Origin of the sequence: Fructobacillus durionis (genome assembly GCF_900112405.1) — a bacterium.
In the GTDB taxonomy this organism is placed as follows: domain Bacteria; phylum Bacillota; class Bacilli; order Lactobacillales; family Lactobacillaceae; genus Fructobacillus; species Fructobacillus durionis.
Genome location: NZ_FOLI01000005.1, coordinates 1 through 18,842, shown reverse-complemented (window position 1 = coordinate 18,842; position 18,842 = coordinate 1). Strand labels below are relative to the sequence as shown.

General features: G+C 45.3%; 19 protein-coding genes and 2 tRNA genes. 18 read left to right on the top strand and 3 right to left on the bottom strand.

The window, feature by feature from the left end:
* The first annotated feature begins 60 nt into the window (after positions 1-60).
* On the top strand, positions 61-1,911 hold the full coding sequence (locus BMZ93_RS04715; RefSeq protein ID WP_091502674.1) for an APC family permease: 1,851 nt from the start codon (positions 61-63) through the stop codon (positions 1,909-1,911).
* Positions 1,912-2,009: 98 nt separating this feature from the next.
* On the opposite strand, the gene BMZ93_RS04710 is transcribed toward BMZ93_RS04715, so the two are convergent.
* Together BMZ93_RS04710 and BMZ93_RS04705 are read right to left on the bottom strand one after the other, a co-directional pair.
* On the bottom strand, positions 2,010-2,741 hold the full coding sequence (locus BMZ93_RS04710) for a type 1 glutamine amidotransferase (RefSeq protein WP_091502672.1): 732 nt from the start codon (positions 2,739-2,741) through the stop codon (positions 2,010-2,012).
* Positions 2,741-4,099, bottom strand: coding sequence for a Mur ligase family protein (locus BMZ93_RS04705; RefSeq protein WP_091502670.1), 1,359 nt, complete (start codon positions 4,097-4,099; stop codon positions 2,741-2,743). The genes BMZ93_RS04710 and BMZ93_RS04705 overlap by 1 nt, the downstream gene beginning before the upstream one ends.
* 164 nt (positions 4,100-4,263) lie before the next feature.
* On the opposite strand from BMZ93_RS04705, the gene BMZ93_RS04700 reads away from it, so the two are divergent.
* The 14 genes from BMZ93_RS04700 (at position 4,264) to BMZ93_RS04635 (ending at position 15,284) form a co-directional block, all read left to right on the top strand.
* Positions 4,264-4,833: a thymidine kinase gene (locus BMZ93_RS04700; protein WP_244269348.1), complete on the top strand. Its 570-nt coding sequence runs from the start codon at positions 4,264-4,266 to the stop codon at positions 4,831-4,833.
* Positions 4,833-5,912, top strand: a complete 1,080-nt coding sequence (gene prfA / locus BMZ93_RS04695) for a peptide chain release factor 1 (RefSeq protein WP_091502668.1) — start codon at positions 4,833-4,835, stop codon at positions 5,910-5,912. The genes BMZ93_RS04700 and prfA overlap by 1 nt, the downstream gene beginning before the upstream one ends.
* Positions 5,912-6,895 carry a peptide chain release factor N(5)-glutamine methyltransferase gene (gene prmC, locus BMZ93_RS04690; protein WP_091502666.1) on the top strand — a complete coding sequence of 328 codons (984 nt, stop codon included), beginning with the start codon at positions 5,912-5,914 and terminating at the stop codon, positions 6,893-6,895. Before prfA ends, prmC begins: the two co-directional genes overlap by 1 nt.
* Complete coding sequence (locus tag BMZ93_RS04685) at positions 6,885-7,910, top strand: L-threonylcarbamoyladenylate synthase (RefSeq protein ID WP_244269346.1); 1,026 nt, start codon at positions 6,885-6,887, stop codon at positions 7,908-7,910. The genes prmC and BMZ93_RS04685 overlap by 11 nt, the downstream gene beginning before the upstream one ends.
* Positions 7,911-7,981: 71 nt before the next feature.
* Positions 7,982-8,251 carry a phosphocarrier protein HPr gene (locus BMZ93_RS04680; RefSeq protein ID WP_091502664.1) on the top strand — a complete coding sequence of 90 codons (270 nt, stop codon included), beginning with the start codon at positions 7,982-7,984 and terminating at the stop codon, positions 8,249-8,251.
* A gap of 115 nt (positions 8,252-8,366) precedes the next feature.
* Positions 8,367-9,092, top strand: coding sequence for a tRNA (adenosine(37)-N6)-threonylcarbamoyltransferase complex dimerization subunit type 1 TsaB (tsaB, locus tag BMZ93_RS04675; RefSeq protein ID WP_091502662.1), 726 nt, complete (start codon positions 8,367-8,369; stop codon positions 9,090-9,092).
* Positions 9,076-9,633, top strand: a complete 558-nt coding sequence (rimI, locus tag BMZ93_RS04670; protein WP_091502660.1) for a ribosomal protein S18-alanine N-acetyltransferase — start codon at positions 9,076-9,078, stop codon at positions 9,631-9,633. Before tsaB ends, rimI begins: the two co-directional genes overlap by 17 nt.
* The gene (locus tag BMZ93_RS04665; RefSeq protein WP_159427789.1) at positions 9,626-10,042 is read left to right on the top strand and encodes a GNAT family N-acetyltransferase; all 417 of its coding nucleotides are present in this window, start codon (positions 9,626-9,628) and stop codon (positions 10,040-10,042) included. Before rimI ends, BMZ93_RS04665 begins: the two co-directional genes overlap by 8 nt.
* On the top strand, positions 10,039-11,058 hold the full coding sequence (tsaD, locus tag BMZ93_RS04660) for a tRNA (adenosine(37)-N6)-threonylcarbamoyltransferase complex transferase subunit TsaD (RefSeq protein ID WP_091502656.1): 1,020 nt from the start codon (positions 10,039-10,041) through the stop codon (positions 11,056-11,058). Before BMZ93_RS04665 ends, tsaD begins: the two co-directional genes overlap by 4 nt.
* A 194-nt stretch (positions 11,059-11,252) precedes the next feature.
* Positions 11,253-11,900, top strand: a complete 648-nt coding sequence (locus BMZ93_RS04655; RefSeq protein ID WP_091502654.1) for a redox-sensing transcriptional repressor Rex — start codon at positions 11,253-11,255, stop codon at positions 11,898-11,900.
* 6 nt (positions 11,901-11,906) lie between these two features.
* On the top strand, positions 11,907-12,953 hold the full coding sequence (locus BMZ93_RS04650) for a lipid II:glycine glycyltransferase FemX (protein ID WP_091502652.1): 1,047 nt from the start codon (positions 11,907-11,909) through the stop codon (positions 12,951-12,953).
* 49 nt (positions 12,954-13,002) lie between these two features.
* Positions 13,003-13,833: an HAD-IIB family hydrolase gene (locus BMZ93_RS04645; protein WP_091502650.1), complete on the top strand. Its 831-nt coding sequence runs from the start codon at positions 13,003-13,005 to the stop codon at positions 13,831-13,833.
* Between the two features lie 105 nt (positions 13,834-13,938).
* Entirely contained in the window at positions 13,939-14,406 is a 468-nt protein-coding gene (locus BMZ93_RS04640; RefSeq protein WP_091502648.1) for a DUF805 domain-containing protein, read from the top strand.
* Between the two features lie 95 nt (positions 14,407-14,501).
* Positions 14,502-15,284: a CPBP family intramembrane glutamic endopeptidase gene (locus BMZ93_RS04635; protein WP_159427788.1), complete on the top strand. Its 783-nt coding sequence runs from the start codon at positions 14,502-14,504 to the stop codon at positions 15,282-15,284.
* Positions 15,285-15,336: 52 nt separating this feature from the next.
* Here BMZ93_RS04635 and BMZ93_RS04630 read toward each other — a convergent pair whose 3' ends face one another.
* On the bottom strand, positions 15,337-15,849 hold the full coding sequence (locus BMZ93_RS04630; RefSeq protein ID WP_091502644.1) for a TetR/AcrR family transcriptional regulator: 513 nt from the start codon (positions 15,847-15,849) through the stop codon (positions 15,337-15,339).
* A gap of 130 nt (positions 15,850-15,979) precedes the next feature.
* Between BMZ93_RS04630 and BMZ93_RS04625 the strand changes: the two genes are divergently transcribed.
* The 3 genes from BMZ93_RS04625 to BMZ93_RS04615 all read left to right on the top strand — a co-directional run bounded on the left by BMZ93_RS04625 (position 15,980) and on the right by BMZ93_RS04615 (position 18,576).
* Positions 15,980-18,250, top strand: a complete 2,271-nt coding sequence (locus BMZ93_RS04625) for an MMPL family transporter (protein ID WP_091502642.1) — start codon at positions 15,980-15,982, stop codon at positions 18,248-18,250.
* A gap of 138 nt (positions 18,251-18,388) precedes the next feature.
* Positions 18,389-18,471: transfer RNA gene (locus BMZ93_RS04620), tRNA-Tyr, on the top strand.
* Between the two features lie 33 nt (positions 18,472-18,504).
* Positions 18,505-18,576, top strand: a tRNA-Gln gene (locus BMZ93_RS04615).
* The last annotated feature ends 266 nt before the right edge of the window (positions 18,577-18,842 follow it).

Here is an 18,842-nt window from a genome sequence, read left to right as displayed (position 1 = left end):
ATATTTTTTAAAAAGGGGTAGAATAGGAAGTTATTAAGAGAAAATTTTTGGAGAGAAACCATGTTTCGTAACCTTAAGCGTGTTGTAATCGGAAAGCCTTTGAAAACTTCGGAAGAGGCTGGACAGTCTTTGACCAAGTCAAAAGCATTGGCTTTACTATCATCCGATGCCCTGTCATCTGTTGCCTATGGAACGGAATCAATCACTTCCGTTTTGATTGCAGCCGGTGCAGTGGCCCTTTGGCTACAGTTGCCAATTGCCATTATTATTTTGATTTTGCTGGCGGCAATTGTCCTTTCCTACCGTCAAATTATTAGAGCGTACCCTAATGGTGGTGGTGCCTACACGGTTGCCAGCACGAATTGGGGACCTAAGGCTGGTTTGGTGGCCGGTGGGTCGCTGCTAGTTGATTACATGCTGACGGTGGCCGTTTCTGCGGCAGCCGCGGCCGATGCTATCACGGCGGCTGTTCCAGCTTTGCTACACTATGCTGTCCCACTGTCAATCTTTACGATTTTAATTTTGACGGCCCTGAATCTACGTGGCTTGCGTGAATCAGCTAACTTTTTGATGGTTCCCGTTTACTTCTTCATCGTTGTCATGACTTTGACAATTCTTTGGGGACTCTTCCAGGTTGCTACCGGTTCAATTCCTGAGCACGTGGCTGCCAAAGTTGGTACGGACTTCTCCGGCTTGACGGTGGTCTTCTTCCTACGTGCACTGTCATCTGGTTCATCATCATTGACTGGTGTTGAAGCCATTTCAAACGCTGTGCCTAACTTTAAGGAACCAAAGGAGAAGCATGCAGCTTCGACTTTGACGATGATGGCCGGCATTTTGGCCTTCTTCTTCCTGGGCATTACCTTCCTGTCATATTGGTATGGTATTCAACCCAACAGCCATTCAACGGTTTTGTCACAAATCGCTGCTGAAACCTTTGGTGGACAGAACATCTTCTTCTACCTTGTTCAGTTAGCAACGGCCTTGATTTTGGCTGTTGCTGCAAATACTGGGTTCTCGGCCTTCCCAGTTTTGGCTGTTAACTTAGCGAAGGATAAGTACCTCCCTCACCTGTACTTGGACAAGGGTGATCGTTTGGGTTACTCAAACGGGATTCTTTCCCTCTCAGTTGGAGCCATCATTTTAACGGTTATCTTTCATGGATCGACTGACAACTTGATTCCTTTGTATGCTGTTGGTGTTTTCGTACCATTCACTTTGTCACAGTCCGGTATGATTATTCACTGGTACCGTAATCGCCATGAAGAAGGTTTCTGGTGGGCCAAGTCCATCATTAACTTTATTGGTGCGGCCATGTCTGCCGGCTTGGTTGTGGTGCTCTTCGTAACCCGTTTGAACCACGTTTGGCCATACCTTTTCATCATGCCACTCGTCATGTTCATGTTCTTTAAGATTCACCAACACTACGAGAACATTGCCCGCCAGTTGCGCTTGCAGTATGTGAACAACGTGAAGGCTGCCCGTCACGAGTATGATGGGTCAACAGCTATTATTTTGGTTTCAAACTTGACCCGAGTGACTTCGGAAGCCGTTGATTACGCACAGTCAATTGCTACCAAAGTCGTGGCCATGCACGTGTCCTTGGATGTTAATCCAGGTCGTGAGGCGAAGATTCAGGCTCAGTTCAAGGAAGACTTCGGAGACGTTCGTTATGTCGACGTCCATACGTCTTATCGTTCAATCGTTCGTCCGGTTGTTAACTTCGTTTCGAAGGTGGCGAAGCAGTCTGAGAAGGCGAACCATTCAGTGACGGTTATCATTCCTCAGTTCGTGCCTAAGAAGCCTTGGCAAAACGTTTTGCACAACCAATCATCTTTCCGATTGCGTGCAGCGCTGTCATCAATTGATAACATCTCAATTTCAACTTACTACTACCATTTGTCAGAGTAAGGATTATATAAAAGACCGCCATTGTTTGATGGCGGTCTTTTTATGTGGATTTTGTCTATTAAAAAAGCAATGACCTTAGTCATTGCTTGATATTCGTCTTAGAAACTCTCAGCTTGCACCTGAGCTAACTTATTAGACCAGTTAACATCAGGATACTTACGTTCGAGTGCGGTCGCTAAGAGGCGCTTAGCAAGGTTTCCGTTACGGGTTAGGATTGGACCGTGGAAGTAAGTCCCAAAGACGTTGTGGTAAATCACGCCTTCGGTCTTATCCATACCGTTGTTTCCCTTACCGTAAACAACGGTTCCGAGGGCCTTTTCTCCCTTACCAAGGAAGGTGCGACCCTGGTGGTTTTCAAAGCCGTGGTAAATTTCGCCGGTTTCGTTGTTCTTGATTTCGATGTTTCCGGTCAAACGGGCACCTTTATCAACTGTAACGGAGTCGTCCGTCATGTTGGTTGTGTAGTGATCCATGACGCTAATACCATCGACCTGAGTACCATCAGCCATCTCCATGTAGTGACCAAGCAGTTGGTAACCACCACAGACTGCCAAAAGGGGGCCATCGTTTTCGATGTATTCCTTTAAGGCCTCTTTTTTACCAACGAGATCGTGGGCAACGATGGTTTCTTCGTAATCCTGTCCACCACCGAAGAGGGCAAAGTCGTATGCCTTGGAATCAAAAGTATCGCCAAGGGAAACGAGTTGGTCATCAACCGTTACGCCAATTTGTTTGGCGTAGTAGCGGAGGGCAATAATGTTGCCATAATCGCCGTAGGTGTTCATTAAGTCACCGTAGAGGTGGGCAAGAGAAAGTGTGTAGTCAGCCATTAGAATTCCTCCTTGATGTAGCCCTTTTCGCGTAGAACGGCACGAACTTGAAGCATGGCCGTGTAGGTTGCAGCCAGGTAAACCTTATCGGTTGGCGCCTTTTCAATGGCCTGAATGATTTCTTCGGTCTTTGGGAAGGTTTCTTGGATGGTAAAGTCGGCCATCTTCAAACGGACGGTGATGTCCTTATAACGTTCACCACCAGTCATAACGGCTTTTAGCTTGCTATCGTGAAGACGTTCAAACTCGGCGTCCCAAATCCAAGAGGTATCGATACCATCGGCGTAGTTGGCGTTTAGCATGGTAATCAGGGTAAATGGATCCTTTTCTGTTTCCATCATGTCGATAACCGTGTTAGTTCCAACCGGGTTCTTGATAAGTAGGATGGTTAAGTCCTTGTCACCAATCTTTAGTGATTCCTGGCGACCAAAGATTTGCTTGTTTTCTTCAAAGGCTGCCTTCATTTCGGCTGGGCTAACATCAAAGGCCTTACCGACCGCGTAGGCGGCCAAAGCATTGTAGATGTTGTACAAACCACCGATTTCAATTCGCAGCGGCTGGCCATCAATTGAAAAGCGGGAGAACTTTGGTGTCAATTCTGATACTTCCGTTACCGCTGTGTTTAGCTCTGGACGCTTGAAGTCGTCAGTAACTGAGAAGTACTTACCAAGGTTAGCGTAGGTAATGAAGTTGTAGTGGAGGACGGAGTTGTCGGTTGGGCTCAAAATACCGTCGGTATTGTTGGGTGCCTTCAAGTCCTGGTAGTCGTCATGCTTCACATTGTCAAAACCATAGTAGAGACGTCCGTTCTTGAAGTCACCACGGGCGAAGATTGGTGAATCCGCGTTGGTAATGACTTTGGCATCGGGGGCAACCTGAATACCATCGACAATCTTTTGATAAGTGGTATAGATTTCGCCGTAACGATCCATTTGGTCGCGGAAGATGTTGGTCAAGACGAAGTACTTGGGCTGAATGGCCTTTGAAAGTGACAAAACGTTGGCTTCATCAACTTCTAAGACGGCCACCGGCTTCTTACCATTTGGGGATGGCTTGACCTTAGTTGTTAGCAAAGTGCCAGCAATCCCCTGGACCATGTTGGAACCGGATGGGTTCGTGATGACCGTGTAGCCACCGGCCCGCAGAATACGGGTGGTTAACGCCGTGGTCAACGTCTTACCGTTTGTTCCGGTTACGACCACCAGGTCAAAGTCAGCGGATAGTGCTGATAGAATATCGGGGTCGATGGCAACGGCAAGCTTTCCAGGAAGTGAGGTACCACCTCGTTTTAGAATATCGTGCAGAATAAAGTGCGATGATTGGGCCGTGAACTTGGCCAATTGGCTTTTCAAAGACATGAACCGCCCTCCTTTTCTAAAGCCCTATTTTACCACGAGCCGAACTGTTTTTGATAAATTGGTCTGGCCCATCGTCAGAAGAAGTAAAAATTGCTATACTATATAGGATAAACAAGGGAAAAACGGTGAGTATTTTGGCGCAATTATACTTTGAATACGGGGCAATGGGCTCTGGTAAATCAATCGAAATTTTAAAGGTCGCACACAACTATGAATCGCAGGGGAAAGAGGTCTTAGTGATGACCCCCTTGGTCGATGATCGCTTTGGTGTTGGAAAGGTGACGAGCCGGATTGGACTATCACGCGACGCCCAGGTCATTCATCCAGACGAAAATCTCTTTGAGACTGTTCAAGGTGAAAAGACGCCCAGCTTTTCAGCCGTTTTAATTGACGAAGCCCAGTTCTTAGAACCAGAGCAGGTGGACCAACTGGCCCGTGTGGTTGATGAACTAAATGTTCCGGTCATGACTTTTGGCTTGAAAAACGATGCTTTTAACCAGTTATTTGAGGGGGCAAAGCGCCTAATTGAAGTGGCCGACAAGCTGGAAGAAATGAAAACGATTTGTTCTTTCTGTGGTCGCAAGGCAACCACTCAGTTACGCTTTACTGATGGAAAGCCCCAGTACGAGGGGGCCCAGGTTCAAATCGGTGGCGATGAGATGTATAAACCCGTCTGCCGTAAACACTGGCACAACCCAGATTTAACGATGCTTGAAGAACAAGGAGACAAATAATGGATCCGATTTTTGCACAAATCCAATCGGTCGTTGACCGCTATGATGAATTGAATCAAATGTTGGCTGATCCTGACGTGATGGCCGACTCACAAAATTACATGCAACTGTCAAAGGAAGCCGGACAGATTCGTGAAACGGTCGAAACCTATAAGCGCTACCAAGATGTGATTTCGGGTATTGAAGATGCTGAATCGATGCTCGGTGACCCTGAGATGGACGAGTTGGCCAAGGAGGACTTGTCCAACTTAAAGCCTGAAAAGGAAGAACTGGAAGAAAAGCTTAAGATTTTGATGCTCCCTAAGGATGAAAATGATGATAAGAACATCATCATGGAAATTCGTGGTGCTGCCGGTGGGGATGAGTCCTCACTCTTTGCGGCCGACCTTCTTGGTATGTACCGCCGTTATGCTGAAAACCAGGGCTGGAGTCTTCAAATTATTGATGAGACGACGACCGAAGTTGGCGGGTATAAAGAAGTGGCCTGCATGATTTCCGGTGATAAAGTCTTTTCTAAGCTGAAGTTCGAATCAGGCGCTCATCGTGTTCAGCGTGTGCCAAAGACCGAAACACAGGGTCGTGTGCATACTTCAACTGCTACCGTCGGGGTCATGCCTGAATTCGAAGAAGTCGATGCCGAAGGCTTGATTGATCCAAAGGATGTTCGTGAAGACGTTTACCGCGCTTCTGGTGCTGGTGGCCAGCACGTTAACAAGACTTCATCTGCCATCCGTCTGACCCACGAACCAACGGGTATTACCGTTGCCATGCAGGATGAACGTTCACAGCAGCAGAACCGTGCTAAGGCTTGGAAGATTTTGAACGCTCGTATTTACGACCATTTCGCCCAGGAAAACCAGGCAGAATATGCCGAACAGCGTAAGACAGCGGTTGGTTCTGGTGACCGTTCGGAACGTATTCGTACATACAACTATCCTCAAAACCGTGTGACGGACCACCGAATCGGCTTGACTTTGAACAAGTTAGACCGAATCATTGCCGGTGATTTGGGTGAAATCATTGATGCCTTGGTATTGGCCGAACAGACAGCGAAGTTGGCTGCCTTAAACGAAAACTGATGGTCGATGAAATGAAAGACCGGATGCCCGAGTTAAACGAAACAGGGATAGGGCGGTTCGACCACCAGGTTGGTCGCTCTTCAGCCTATCAGGGCTCTTCTAAGCCAAAGATTTCTTTGCTAGAAGCCCGTAAGTGGGCTTTGGCGGAGTTAACCGCAGCGGGCTTGGATGAAGAAGAGTCCATGGATAACATTGACTTTTTATTGACCGGTGCCTTGAAGGTAAACTACGGTATGCTCCGGGCGAACCTAACCCGTGTCATGCCGGAATGGCTGGCGGAACGCTGGCCAACATGGGTTGCTGGATTGTTAAAGGGTCGTCCAGCTCAGTATGTGATCGGGGAAGCACCTTTTTACGGGCGTGACTTTTTCGTTGACGAACGGGTTTTAATTCCAAGGCCGGAAACCGAACTCTTGGTTGACTGGGTGCTAGCCGATTTTAAGAAAGAGCCTTTGCTAGTTGAACGTCCCAGCTTGTTAGACGTTGGGACCGGGTCTGGTGCGATTGCCTTGACTATTGCGGCTGAACAGCCTAAGCTTTCTGTAACCGCAGCTGATATTTCCCGTGATGCTTTAGCGGTTGCCTGGGAAAATCGGAAGAAGTTAAATCTGCAGGACCGGGTTGGCTTGATTGAGTCAGACCTATTCTCTGCGGTTGCAGGACAACGCTTCGACATCATTGTTTCCAACCCACCCTACATTCGTCGGGATGGTCAGGATGAGATGGACGAATCCGTTGTGGCTTATGAACCAGACTTGGCGCTCTATGCAGATGACCAAGGTTTGGCGCTTTATAAACAGATGGCCAAGCAGCTGGCGGACCATTTGAATGAACATGGCCGGGCCTACTTTGAAATTGGCTACGACCAGGGACCCGCCCTCCTGAAAATATTCCAAGACGCACTGCCACAAGCCCAGGTTGACCTGAAAAAAGACTTGGCCGGCTTAGACCGAATGATTCGAGTACAAGTTGATGCAAACTAATTATTTAATGAACACAGAAGAAGATATCGCCCAAGCAGCGCGACTTTTGCAGGCTGGCGAAGTGGTGGCCTTTCCAACAGAAACGGTTTACGGTTTGGGGGCTGATGCAACCAATGATGAAGCGGTTGGAAAAGTCTTTGCGGCGAAGGGACGACCTGCCGACAATCCTTTAATTATGACAGTTGGGGATGTTGAACAGATTGCGCCATATGTCCAGATTACAGACCAGGCTAAGCAATTAATGGCCGCCTTTTGGCCAGGGTCATTAACCATGATTCTGCCAATTAAAGAGGGGATGGTTTCCATGCTCGTCACGGGTGGTCTGCAAACGGCAGCTATCCGGATGCCTGAAAACGAGGTGACCCGTGCTTTGATTCGTCAGGCAGGCTTCCCAATCGTTGGACCATCGGCGAATACGTCTGGTAAGCCTTCACCAACCACGGCCGCTCATGTTAAGCACGATATGGCTGGTAAAATTGCGGGAATTGTTGATGATGGGCCAACCCAGGTTGGGGTGGAGTCAACGGTTATTGATTTAACCGCTAAGACGCCAACGATTTTGCGTACAGGTGCGGTCACTCAAGAAGAACTACAAAAGGTTCTCGGAGTTGAAGTTGCCGATGCGACAAGCACCAAGTCCATTGCTGACGACCAGGCACCGAAGGCACCCGGTATGAAATACCGTCACTATGCGCCAGATAAAGACGTTTACGTCTTTGACCCACTCGATTGGGACGACTTGCAAACAAAGCTTGGCGAAAACGACGCTGTGATGGCTGACGAAGCACTCTTGAAGCAATTGAAGAATGCTGACCAGCCTTCCTGGTCGCTTGGTGAAAATCTAAACCAGGCTTCGGAGAATTTGTTTGCCGGTTTGCGTTTCTTTGATGACGTACCGGAAATTGAAAAAATTTATGTCGAATCAATGCCAGAAATTGGTCTCGGTAAAGCGTACAATAATCGATTGGCCAAAGCGTCGGGTGGACGGCTTTTTCAAGGGCCTGAGAGCGAATAATCTTGCTATTTTGTAAGCGCTTTGATAAACTTAAGTTGTGAAATAAGACTTTTCCAAAAGGAGAAAGAAACATGGCAGAAACAAAAGAATTTAACATCATTTCAGAAACAGGTATCCACGCACGTCCAGCAACTTTGTTGGTGCAAGCTGCTTCAAAGTTCTCATCTGAAGTGACTTTGTCATACCAAGGCAAGGAAGTTAACTTGAAGTCCATCATGGGTGTTATGTCACTCGGTGTTGGCCATGGCGCAGACGTAACGATCAAGGCCGATGGTGACGATGCTAAGGATGCAATCGAAGCCGTATCAGCTGTGATGCGCAACGAAGGCTTGGCAAAGTAATTTTGTTTAAGTTGACCTCTTGGTCATTAAAACCGCGAAGAGCGGTTTTTTTATTTGAAAAGAAGTTTTACTCTAGTAAAATAAAGAGAGTAGAAAAGTGCTTTTGGAGGGTCCTATGAAAGTTTTAGCAATTGATACAAGTAATCAACCACTCTTAGTGGCCTTAGCTGAAAACGGGGAGATTCTCGGCTCTTTTGTAACGAATAAACCAAAGAACCACTCCATTGATTTGCTGCCAGCGGTCAAGGATTTGATGAAGGACGAAGGCTGGACTTTGAATGAGTTAGACCAGATTGCGGTCGCCAAGGGACCTGGTTCTTTCACGGGACTACGGATTGGCTTAACGGTCGGAAAGGTTCTGGCAGATACCTTGAAGAAGCCTTTGCTAGCTATCTCTTCACTACAGGCAATCGCCCGTCAAGTGCAACTACAGGGGAACCAAAAGAAAATCGTCTTGGCTCTCTTTGATGCCCGGAATGATAACGTCTTTGCCGGGGCTTACATTGACGACAAAGTGGTCTTGGAAGATGGCCACTACCCAATCGACGAAGTTCTTCACTTAGTTGCCCAAATGAACGAACCGGTTGTAGTCGTTGGAGACGGAAGCCACTTCGAAGAGATGATTGAAGAAGAGCTTGGTCGGATGCCATTAACCATTTTGTCGGAAGAGGATTCACTTCCTGATGGTACTGGTTTAGTGGACCTAGCTAAGACCGCTAAGCCGGTTGACGATGTTGCAAACTTGACCCCTGCTTACTTGCGTAAGACACAGGCTGAATTGAACTGGGAGAAAGCCCATCAAGGTCAGCCACTGGATAAGCCCTATGTTTTTGAAGTTTAGGAAAAAGAAGAAAAAAGAAAAGCCTGTCGCGCAGACTCTGATTGACTTTCCAACAGAACGCTTTGAGGCGGCTGATGGTGACGTATTGACGTTGCGTTTGGCAACGGTGGCCGATATTCCAGGGTTGGTAGCAATCCAAGAGGCGGTCTATAACGGCTACGCCCCCTGGGTGTCGCGGGACTTTTACCACGAGCTAACGCAGGAAAAGGACCGCCTCTATTTGGTGGCATCGAAGCGTGATCAGGTTGTGGCCTTTATTGCCCTAGTGCGCCGGGAACAAGTGCCCGATTTACACATTGCCAACATTGCGGTTTTGCCAGTTTGGCAGGGCCGTCAGGTCGGTTCTTATTTGATTAACACGGCTAAAGCGGTGGCCTGGGAAATTAACCTGCCAAAGCTTTCTTTGGAGGCCCGCCGTTCAAACACAGGGGCTCTCGCCCTGTATGACCGACTGGGTTTCATCGTTGAGGATGTTATTGAGAACTACTACATCGATAATAAGGAAGATGCGATTTCGATGGTGGACTACCTTGATGCTTAGAGCAGCAACAAATGAAGACCTTGAAATGATTGCTGGAATTGCTGAATCGGCATTTGGTCAGCATAATCCCTTGCCACGCAATTTAATTGCTCAGCAGCTATCGGCTGGTCGAGTAAGTTATTTAATTGACGGAAGTGGGGCTGCTTTCATATCCTTTAGTCAGGTACTAGACGAGATTGAGATTTATGATTTAGCGGTGGTAAAGGGTAGGCAGGGCCAAGGAATTGGCCAGGTGCTTTTCAATACCTTTTTACAGGAGTATGCCGATAACCACTTCTTTTTGGAAGTCGCGGAGGGAAACTTAGCCGCCCGGCACATTTATGAGAAGATGGGTTTTCAGCAGTACCATGAACGCTCGAATTATTACCAAGACGGTCAAACCGCCATTTTAATGGAGAAAAAGCCATGACAACATTGATTGCATTTGAATCAAGCGCGGACGAAACTTCTGTTGCTGTTGTAAAAGACGGCAAGGAAGTTTTATCAAACGCGGTTGCGACACAAATTAACTCCCACCAACGATTCGGGGGGATTGTTCCTGAGGTTGCCTCTAGGCACCATTTGGAATGGATCACGAAGACCCTAGACATCGCCATGGACGAGTCGGGCTTGCAGCCAGAAGACATTGATGGTGTAGCTGTTACTTATGGACCTGGTTTGGTTGGGTCGCTCTTAGTTGGTTTGATGGGGGCGAAGACTTTTGCGATGGCTCACAATCTACCAATTATCCCGGTTAACCATTTAGCTGGGCACATTGCCGCAGCTAACTTCAATAAGCCCATTGAATACCCAGCAATCGCCTTGATGGTTTCTGGTGGGCACACCGAATTGGTTCTGATGACAGAGGAAAACTCCTTTGAAATTTTGGGCGAGACCTATGATGATGCTGCAGGAGAGTCTTACGATAAAGTCGGCCGCCTGATGGGCTTGAACTATCCTGCAGGTAAAGCAATTGATGAATTAGCCGCCCAGGGGCAGGTGACCATCGACTTTCCACAGGCAATGGCCCATGAGGCTGGTTATGACTTCTCATTCTCTGGCTTGAAGTCAGCGGTCATTAACCAAGTTCATAACGCGGAACAGCGCGGAGAAGAGATCAATAAGGCCGATTTGGCGGCTTCCTTCCAGGCCGCAGTGATTAAGGCTTTGATTGAACGAACACGCCGGGCCTTGACGGACTTTCCAGTGAAGTCCTTAGTTTTGGCGGGTGGGGTTGCCGCTAATTCGGGCTTGCGCGCTGCCTTGACCGAGCTTATTCAGGAATTCCCTGAAACAGGCTTTATTCCTGTTCCAAAGCAGTATACGGGTGATAACGCGGCCATGATTGGCGCGGCTGGCTATTGGAATTACAAAGATGGAATCTTTGCTGATTTGGATTTGAACACGCATCCAGGTCTGGATTTCCCATTACGAGAAGAAGAATAGATGTAAACGGGCGGATGCCTGTTTTTTTCTCCTCGTTTTTTAGTATTCATTTAATAAATATTTCACGATAATGTGATAAAATAATTGTGAAAAATTATCAAAGCTATTTCGAGTTGTCTTGTATTATGATATAATTTAAATAATATTTTTCACAAATAAAATAATTTTCACAAAGAATTGATGGAGAAGAGATTATGAATGAGCAAGCGCGAATTCCTCGTGCAACCGCAAAAAGGTTGCCGATTTACTATCGTTATTTAACATTTTTGGAAGATGCAGGGACTAACCGAATTTCATCTGCTGAACTAGCGGAAGCAACGAAGTTTGATGCTGCAACCATTCGTCGTGACTTTTCATACTTCGGTGCTTTGGGTAAGCGCGGATACGGTTATGACGTAAAGGCTTTGCTGTCCTTCTTTGCCAAAGTCTTGGATCAAAGCTCATTGATTAATGTGGCTTTGATTGGGGTAGGCCACTTGGGTCACGCACTTTTGAACTTTAACTTCCATCAATCTTCGAACATGCGAATTGCGGCAGCCTTTGATATTAACGAGCACCGCGGTAAGATTTTGTCTGGTGTGCCAATTTACGACATGTCAGAATTGGAAGAGCAAATTAAGGCACAGCGTATTAACATCGCTATCTTGACTGTTCCGCAGGAAGAAGCTCAGGAAATCACTGATCGCTTGGTTTCAGCCGGCATTAAGGGAATTATGAACTTTACGCCACTGCGTGTCTCAGTGCCAGACGGTGTTCGTGTTCAAAACGTTGACCTAACGAATGAGTTACAGACATTGGTCTACTTTATTCAAAACTACGCATCTATTACAACGGGGAAGTAAGCAACTATGGCAGTACTTGATCTAAACGATAGCAAACAAGTTGAATTGTACCGACAATTCGTTGAAAACTCACCTTATGGACAGGTGACACAGGATACAAAATGGGCTGAATTAAAGGCTAACTGGGGTCATCTATTTATTTATCGAGAAGATGATCAAGGTAATATTATTGCAGCCATGACGATTTTGACTGTGGAAGCAGTACCAGGAAAGCTCTTGGCATACTGCCCAAAGGGGCCTGTTGCTGACATTCACGATGTTGCCTTGGTAAAGTCAATGGTGGAAGAGGCTGTTGCTGAATTACCAGACAACGTTTTCTTGGTTCGTATGGACCCTGAAGTGATTTACGATGAAAAGTTAGACAGCATCTATAAGGAAGCGGGCTTTAAGACTCGTAATACTGAAATTACCTACATGCATGGCAATATCCAGCCTCGTAAGAACGTTGAGTTGTATTACGATGGTCGTGGCGAAGACGCTTCTGTTCTAACTAACGAAGATGAACTGATGCTCCACTTTAAGCCTAAGCACCGTAACGCTATCCGCCGTGCAATCCGTGATGGTGTGACAATCACTGTTGGACAGTCTGAAGAAGAGCTAAAGGACTTCTTCGAATTGTACAAGTCAATGGCTGGCGTTCACCATATTACTTACCGTCCTTTCTCATATTTTGAAAACATGGGTAAGATTTGGGCTGACTCAGACCGCTTTAAGGTCTTCGTTGCTAAAAACGACGAAGGAACGCCAATTGCCGCAGGAATTGGCTTTAATTACGGGGATAAGATTTGGTATATGTATGCTGGATCAAATAAGGAATACCGCCACTTGCAAGCTCCTTACCTTGTTCAATGGGAAATGTTAAAGTGGGGACTTGCTGAAAAGAAGGTCCGTTACGACTTTGGTGGCGTTGGAGAATTCTCATCTGAAGATGGTCTCTACAAGTTTAAGCACGGTTTTGCTTACCATGACCCAGATCAAGAATACATTGGCGAATTGGACTGGGTTCTTGATCAAGAAGCCTACGATAAGTACCTAGAAGGTTTTGCAGAGTAAATACTAGCCGTTGAGCCGTCCCCGATTAGTTAACGAGAAAGGCGAAATTATGACAATTAAATTGATTGCTTCCGACATGGATGGCACATTTTTAGTGAACGAGGATGAATACGACCAAGCTCACTTCGAAAAGGTCCTTCGTCAGTTAAAGGATAAAGATATCCGATTTGTGGCGGCCTCTGGTCGGCGTCTGCAAAATTTACAAGAGTTATTTGCACCAATTGCCGATAAAGAACTTTTAGATCAAATTGATTATGTTGGTTCCAACGGTTCCGTTGTTGCAACATCAAAAAAAGAACTTTACTCAATCTATTTGGGTGCCGATTTGATTGAAAAAGTCATTCGCTGGAATAGCGGGTATGCACCTTCAGCTAATAACTTAATCGTCCTTTCGGGAATTAAAGGAACTTACGTTTCGAACCATGCGACGAAAGAAGTGATTGAGATTATCTCCCGCTTTTATCCAAATGTTATGCAGGTTGAAAAGTTACTGGAAATTGACGACCAAATCTTAGGTGTTTCCTTTATTTGGCCCCATGAAGAAGTTCAGGGTTATGTTCAGGACATTGAGGACTTGTTTGGTAATGAGATTCATGTGACTGGTTCCGGCTTTGGTTCAGTGGATATCTTGCCTCGTGATGTTAATAAGGCAAATGCCCTGCAAATTTTGCAGGATTACTATGGTATTGATGATGACGAGGTCATGGTTTTCGGGGATAATTCCAATGATTTGGAAATGCTTGAAAAATACAAGGAAGCCTACCTGATGCCAAACGCAGCGACTTTCATGCATGAAATGCACGATAAGGAAGCGGTAACAACCAACGTTGAAGCTGGTGTTTTGCGAACGATTGAAGAAAAGCTATCCTTGGATAAATAATAAAAAAAGAGCGAAAGCTCTTTTTTATTTTGTTCTTATTTAGACTCAATCAAGATTTCGTTTGAATAATGATATAATGAATGTATTAAAGGTCTGGTGAATAATATGATGCAAGCCTATCGTAATTTTTTCTTTCATTATTTTAACTTAAAGCAAACGACTGGTCGTAAAGATTACTGGTTGGCCACTTTTGTGAATTTGATTGTGGCTCTAATTTTTTATGCGGTTTCTTCTTTTTTGTTTTACTTATTAGGTATAACCGATCAATTTTTGATACTGAACTTATTCGTGGCTTTTGCCATGATTATTTGGTTGATACTGGCGACCTTCTTTGCTTTGGCAATCTTGATTCCGATGTTTACGCTTTCGTTTCGGCGCTACCGAGACACAGGTTTATCAATGTGGGCCTTTTGGATTGAGCCATTCTTACTAATTGCTCTTCTTTTCCTACTGACGGAAGAATTTAGCGATGGGTTCACCAATATTTGGGCGGTTTGGATTACCGGTCTCTTACTGGTTGCGGACATACTGATTAAGTTACTGCCAACTGCCAGTCAGACAGATAGCGAATAAAAGAGTCATCGAAACGGGGCGTTTCTGCTTACTCGTTTCGGTGACTTTTTGCCTGGAAAGTACTAGTTATGGTATTCTTGTCAAAGAATATAAGGATGGAATCAAATATGAAGGCTTTGGCCATTTTTTTTAGTGAACACCGCGGGGTTCGGTGGACAATTCAAAGTTCAATGAAGGTACTGGCTTGGTTTGGCTTCTTTTGCTTTGAGTACCTGGCCATGGCTCTTTTGCAGCTGTCGGTCTATTTCTCGAATCAAATGCGAGATATCTTGTTGCTTTGTGGATTGCTCTTATCTGGTTTTTTTATTTACTTTGGCATGGATACACTCAATGCTTCTAAGCAAAGCGTAAAAGGTTTCTTAAAGCGGTTATCGCCTAAGAACATTGTTTGGCCAACCAAGTCCGAGTTCGCTTATATTGCTGCCATTTATATTATCTCTTTGGCGGGGATGATGTCCTGGCAGGTTTTTGAAAACTTTTTTCTATCTAAGATTACATCTGGTACAACTGAAAACCAGGCGGCGCTCGATAGTATGATGTCCTTTGGCGGACGATACTCCATCATCGTTCTCTCGCTAATCATTGTTTTCTTAGGGCCAATCATGGAAGAACTTGTGTTCCGTGGCCTTTTCTTCCATTACTTTAATTGGAAGAGGGCGCCTTGGGTAACGATTATTGCCTCTGGTTTGCTCTTTGGACTTTACCATCTTGGTTCTTATACCTGGCTTTCTCTTTTGGATTTACCACCCTATCTGATTATTGGTACTGGTTTGGCTTATGCCTATAGTTATACAAATAAGCTTTCGTCTTCGATTTTGATGCACATCTTCCATAACGGTTGGGTACAAGTCATGTCTTTGATGGTTTTAATTCATTAACAAATAAAAGTCCACTAGTTCTATTGAACTAGTGGACTTTTATTATGGATACTTATTTATCAATACCAGGGAATTTCTTTTCGCGAATAATCTGATCAAAAAGCGAGTAGTCCTTTTGGAAGGAATAAGGCTTCGGCAGACTGCTATTCCAAATACGAATAACTTGCATGTTTCCCAATAACCAAAGAATGTCAGATGAAGAGGCCATCGCCGTTAACTCACGGAAAACGGCGTTGTAGAATTGTTCTTCGAAGACCTTGTCTTCTAATTGAAAGTCTAAAACTGATAGTGAGTCAGGAAAAGTGAATTCGTTAATCGTGGTAAAAGGAGCATCCTGAAAAGAATCGATATCAATTTGGTTGCTCATAATTTTCATTGCTTCTTTGACGATGACGTCTAGCAATTCAAATTTATCGTCAAAGTGACGATAAAAGGTATTTCGGTTAACCTCTGCCTCTTCACAAATGTGCTTAACAGTAATTTTTGAAAAGGGCATCTTGGTCAGAAGCTCACCTGCCGTATCAAGCAAGTGCTCATGCATGAGGGTGTAGGTTTTATTAGCCATAAAAGGGACACTTTCTCTCTATTGTAATGTTTGCGCGACAGTATCTCAATTTTACCCCTTTACCGAAAATATTTCCATGTTTAGAATAGATTCAGTTGTTAAATGAAAATATATAAAAGGAGAGACGACTATGCTTAAGAGCTTAGGAAAGTGGATTTATAATAATAAGTTCAAAACTTTCTTTGCATGGATCGTTGTTGTCGCCGCCTTGGCGGCTGGGGCGCTTGGTCTTGGTTCACACTACACGCAGAACCTGACTATTTCAGGTATTCCCTCAACGAACATTCAATCAACTTTGCAAAAGGAATTCAATCAGAATCCTAATGCGGGAACAATGAAGGCTGTTATCCAAAAGAAGGATAATGGGGATGTCACATCAGATAGCACAAAGGCAGATGTTGCCGCTGCTATTAAGAAGGTACAGGATAAGTACGGTGATGACATTAAGTCAATTGCCAATCCTTACGAATCTGACGCTGTTTCTTCTGATAAGACGACTGCCTACGTTGACATCACTTACAAGAAGGATGCTAACGATGTACCACGTAAGGCCATTGATAAGGTCATGGACATTTTCAACGATAAGGTGAAGACTTCCGATACGAAGGTTGCCTTCACTGGTTCCGTGCAGGTTCACGCCTTTGAAGTTGGTGGTCCTTCAGAGATCATCGGTATCTCAATTGCCTTTGTTCTTTTGTTGGTCCTCTTCCGTTCCTTTGTAACGGCGGGAATGCCAATCGTGTCTGCCTTGGTTGGTTTGGTTTCTGGTATCCTTTTGGTTACTATCGGAACAAACTTCTTGACCATGGCTTCTGTTTCACAGACTTTGGCCGTTATGTTGTCATTGGCCGTTGGAATTGATTACTCACTCTTCATTTTGAACCGTTATAAGACGGATTTGGCTGATACGAACGGTGACCGACAAGAAGCGCTTGGACGAGCTCTCTCTGAAGCAGGTGCTTCCGTTATCTTCGCCGGTGTCACGGTTATTATCGCCGTGCTCGGTTTGGCCTTTGCCGGTATCGAATTCGTTACAACGATGGGTATTGCAGCCGCCTTTGCCGTGGCATTCGCCGTGTTCTCTGCTTTGACTTTCTTGCCTGCTTTGATTGCTTTGTGCGCAAAGTTCATCAAGCCAGCAACTAAGACGGTTGATGAATTGGCTGCTAACCCATCAAAGATTACGAAGTTCTTAACGGGTCACCCATGGACGGTTATCGTTTCTGTTATCGTTATCCTTGGTGCTGTAGCATTGCCAGCGCAAAACATGCGTTTGGGTATGCCATATAATGGTTCACTTCCTGAAAACCGTACAGAACGTCAAGCCTATGACATGATTTCTGATAAGTTTGGTGAAGGAATTAACTCACCATTGGTTGCCGTTGTTAAGCTAGACACTTCTAAGTCTTCTGATGAAAACCAAGCCAACTTGAACAAGATTGCCGATCATATCGCTGATATGAAGGGCGTTAAGACGATGAAAACTTTGTCAGTTGATAAAGTCAAGGCTGCCACCTTGCAAGAGCAAATGACTGCTCAAGCAAAGCAGCAAATGGCCGCCCAGGCACAAGCTACCGGTCAAATGCCAACACAGGCAGAACAGGACGCTGCAGCTGCTAAGATGAAGGCTGAGATTGTCGCTCAAGCTGGACGCAAGTACATGGTTTCTGATGATGGTAAGTACGCCCTTATGTTGATCACCCCTAAGAAGGGTTCAGAAGCCGTTGAAACGACAAACCTGGTTAACAAGATTAAGGATTACTCTGATACTACAAAGTCAAAGTACGATGCTAAGATTACGTTGACTGGTATCAATGCTGTTAACTTGGACATCACGGACAAGTTAAACAAGGCAACACCAATCTTCGTTGCTACAATCATGGTTTTGGCTTTCTTACTTTTGATGGCCGTCTTCAAGTCATTCGTTGTGCCAATCGTTGCCATGCTTGGTTTCGGTATGTCACTATTGGCATCATTTGGATTCACGACTTTGGTTATTCAAGAAGGGTTCATGAAGGACTTCTTCGGGGTATCAAAGGGTGCACCATTGATTGCCTTCCTACCAATTATTGTTACAGCCATTCTCTTCGGATTGGCCATGGATTACGAAGTCTTTATGGTTTCACGTGCTCGTGAAGAGTACAAGAAGACAGGGGACAACGACCGTGCCGTAACGGTTGCCATGCAGGATTCAGGTCCAATTGTTGTGACCGCTGCTTTGATTATGATTGCCGTCTTCGGTTCATTCGCTTTGAACTCTGACCCAACCATTAAGTCCTTGGGATTGGCATTAGCCTTCGGTATCTTCTTCGATGCCTTCTTCGTTCGCTTGCTCTTTGTGCCAGCGATGTTGAAGGTCTTCGGAAAGACCAACTGGGCATTCCCTGGTAACAAGAAGTAAATCATCCATTCATGAGAGACAAAGGTCTGACAATCGTCAGGCCTTTTTTCTTTGACTAAAATAAAAATCAAAGAATTTTAGAAAAAGCCTTGCTAGTACTAGCCAGGCTTGTTATAATATTTAAGTCGTAAGGCATTCGGGAGTGTAGCGAAGTCTGGCTAAACGCGACGGACTGTAACTCCGTTCCTTCGGGTTCGTAGGTTCGAATCCTACCGCTCCCATCGCTGCTGCAATAGCAGCTGGTATCTTACGATTGCCCCTTGGCCAAGTGGTAAGGCAGAGGTTTTTGGTACCTCCATGCGCTGGTTCGATCCCAGCAGGGGCAATAAGGTCGTTTAGACAATCACTTTTAGCAGGCAGAGATGCTTGCTTTTTTATTTGAAAAATATTCACTTAAAAAAGCTTTCTAGTAATTTACTAGAAAGCTTTTTCTATGTTTTATTGAATGTATTTTTGGTATCGTTGAACTTCTTCACTTGAAAGGGCGACGGTCAGAACCGTACCGTTTTCGTCGAACTCCTGAGCTAATAATTCATGGTGGTCTAAGATGTTGGCAACAACCGCTGAATCAGCAAAGGGAACGTGCAAAGTC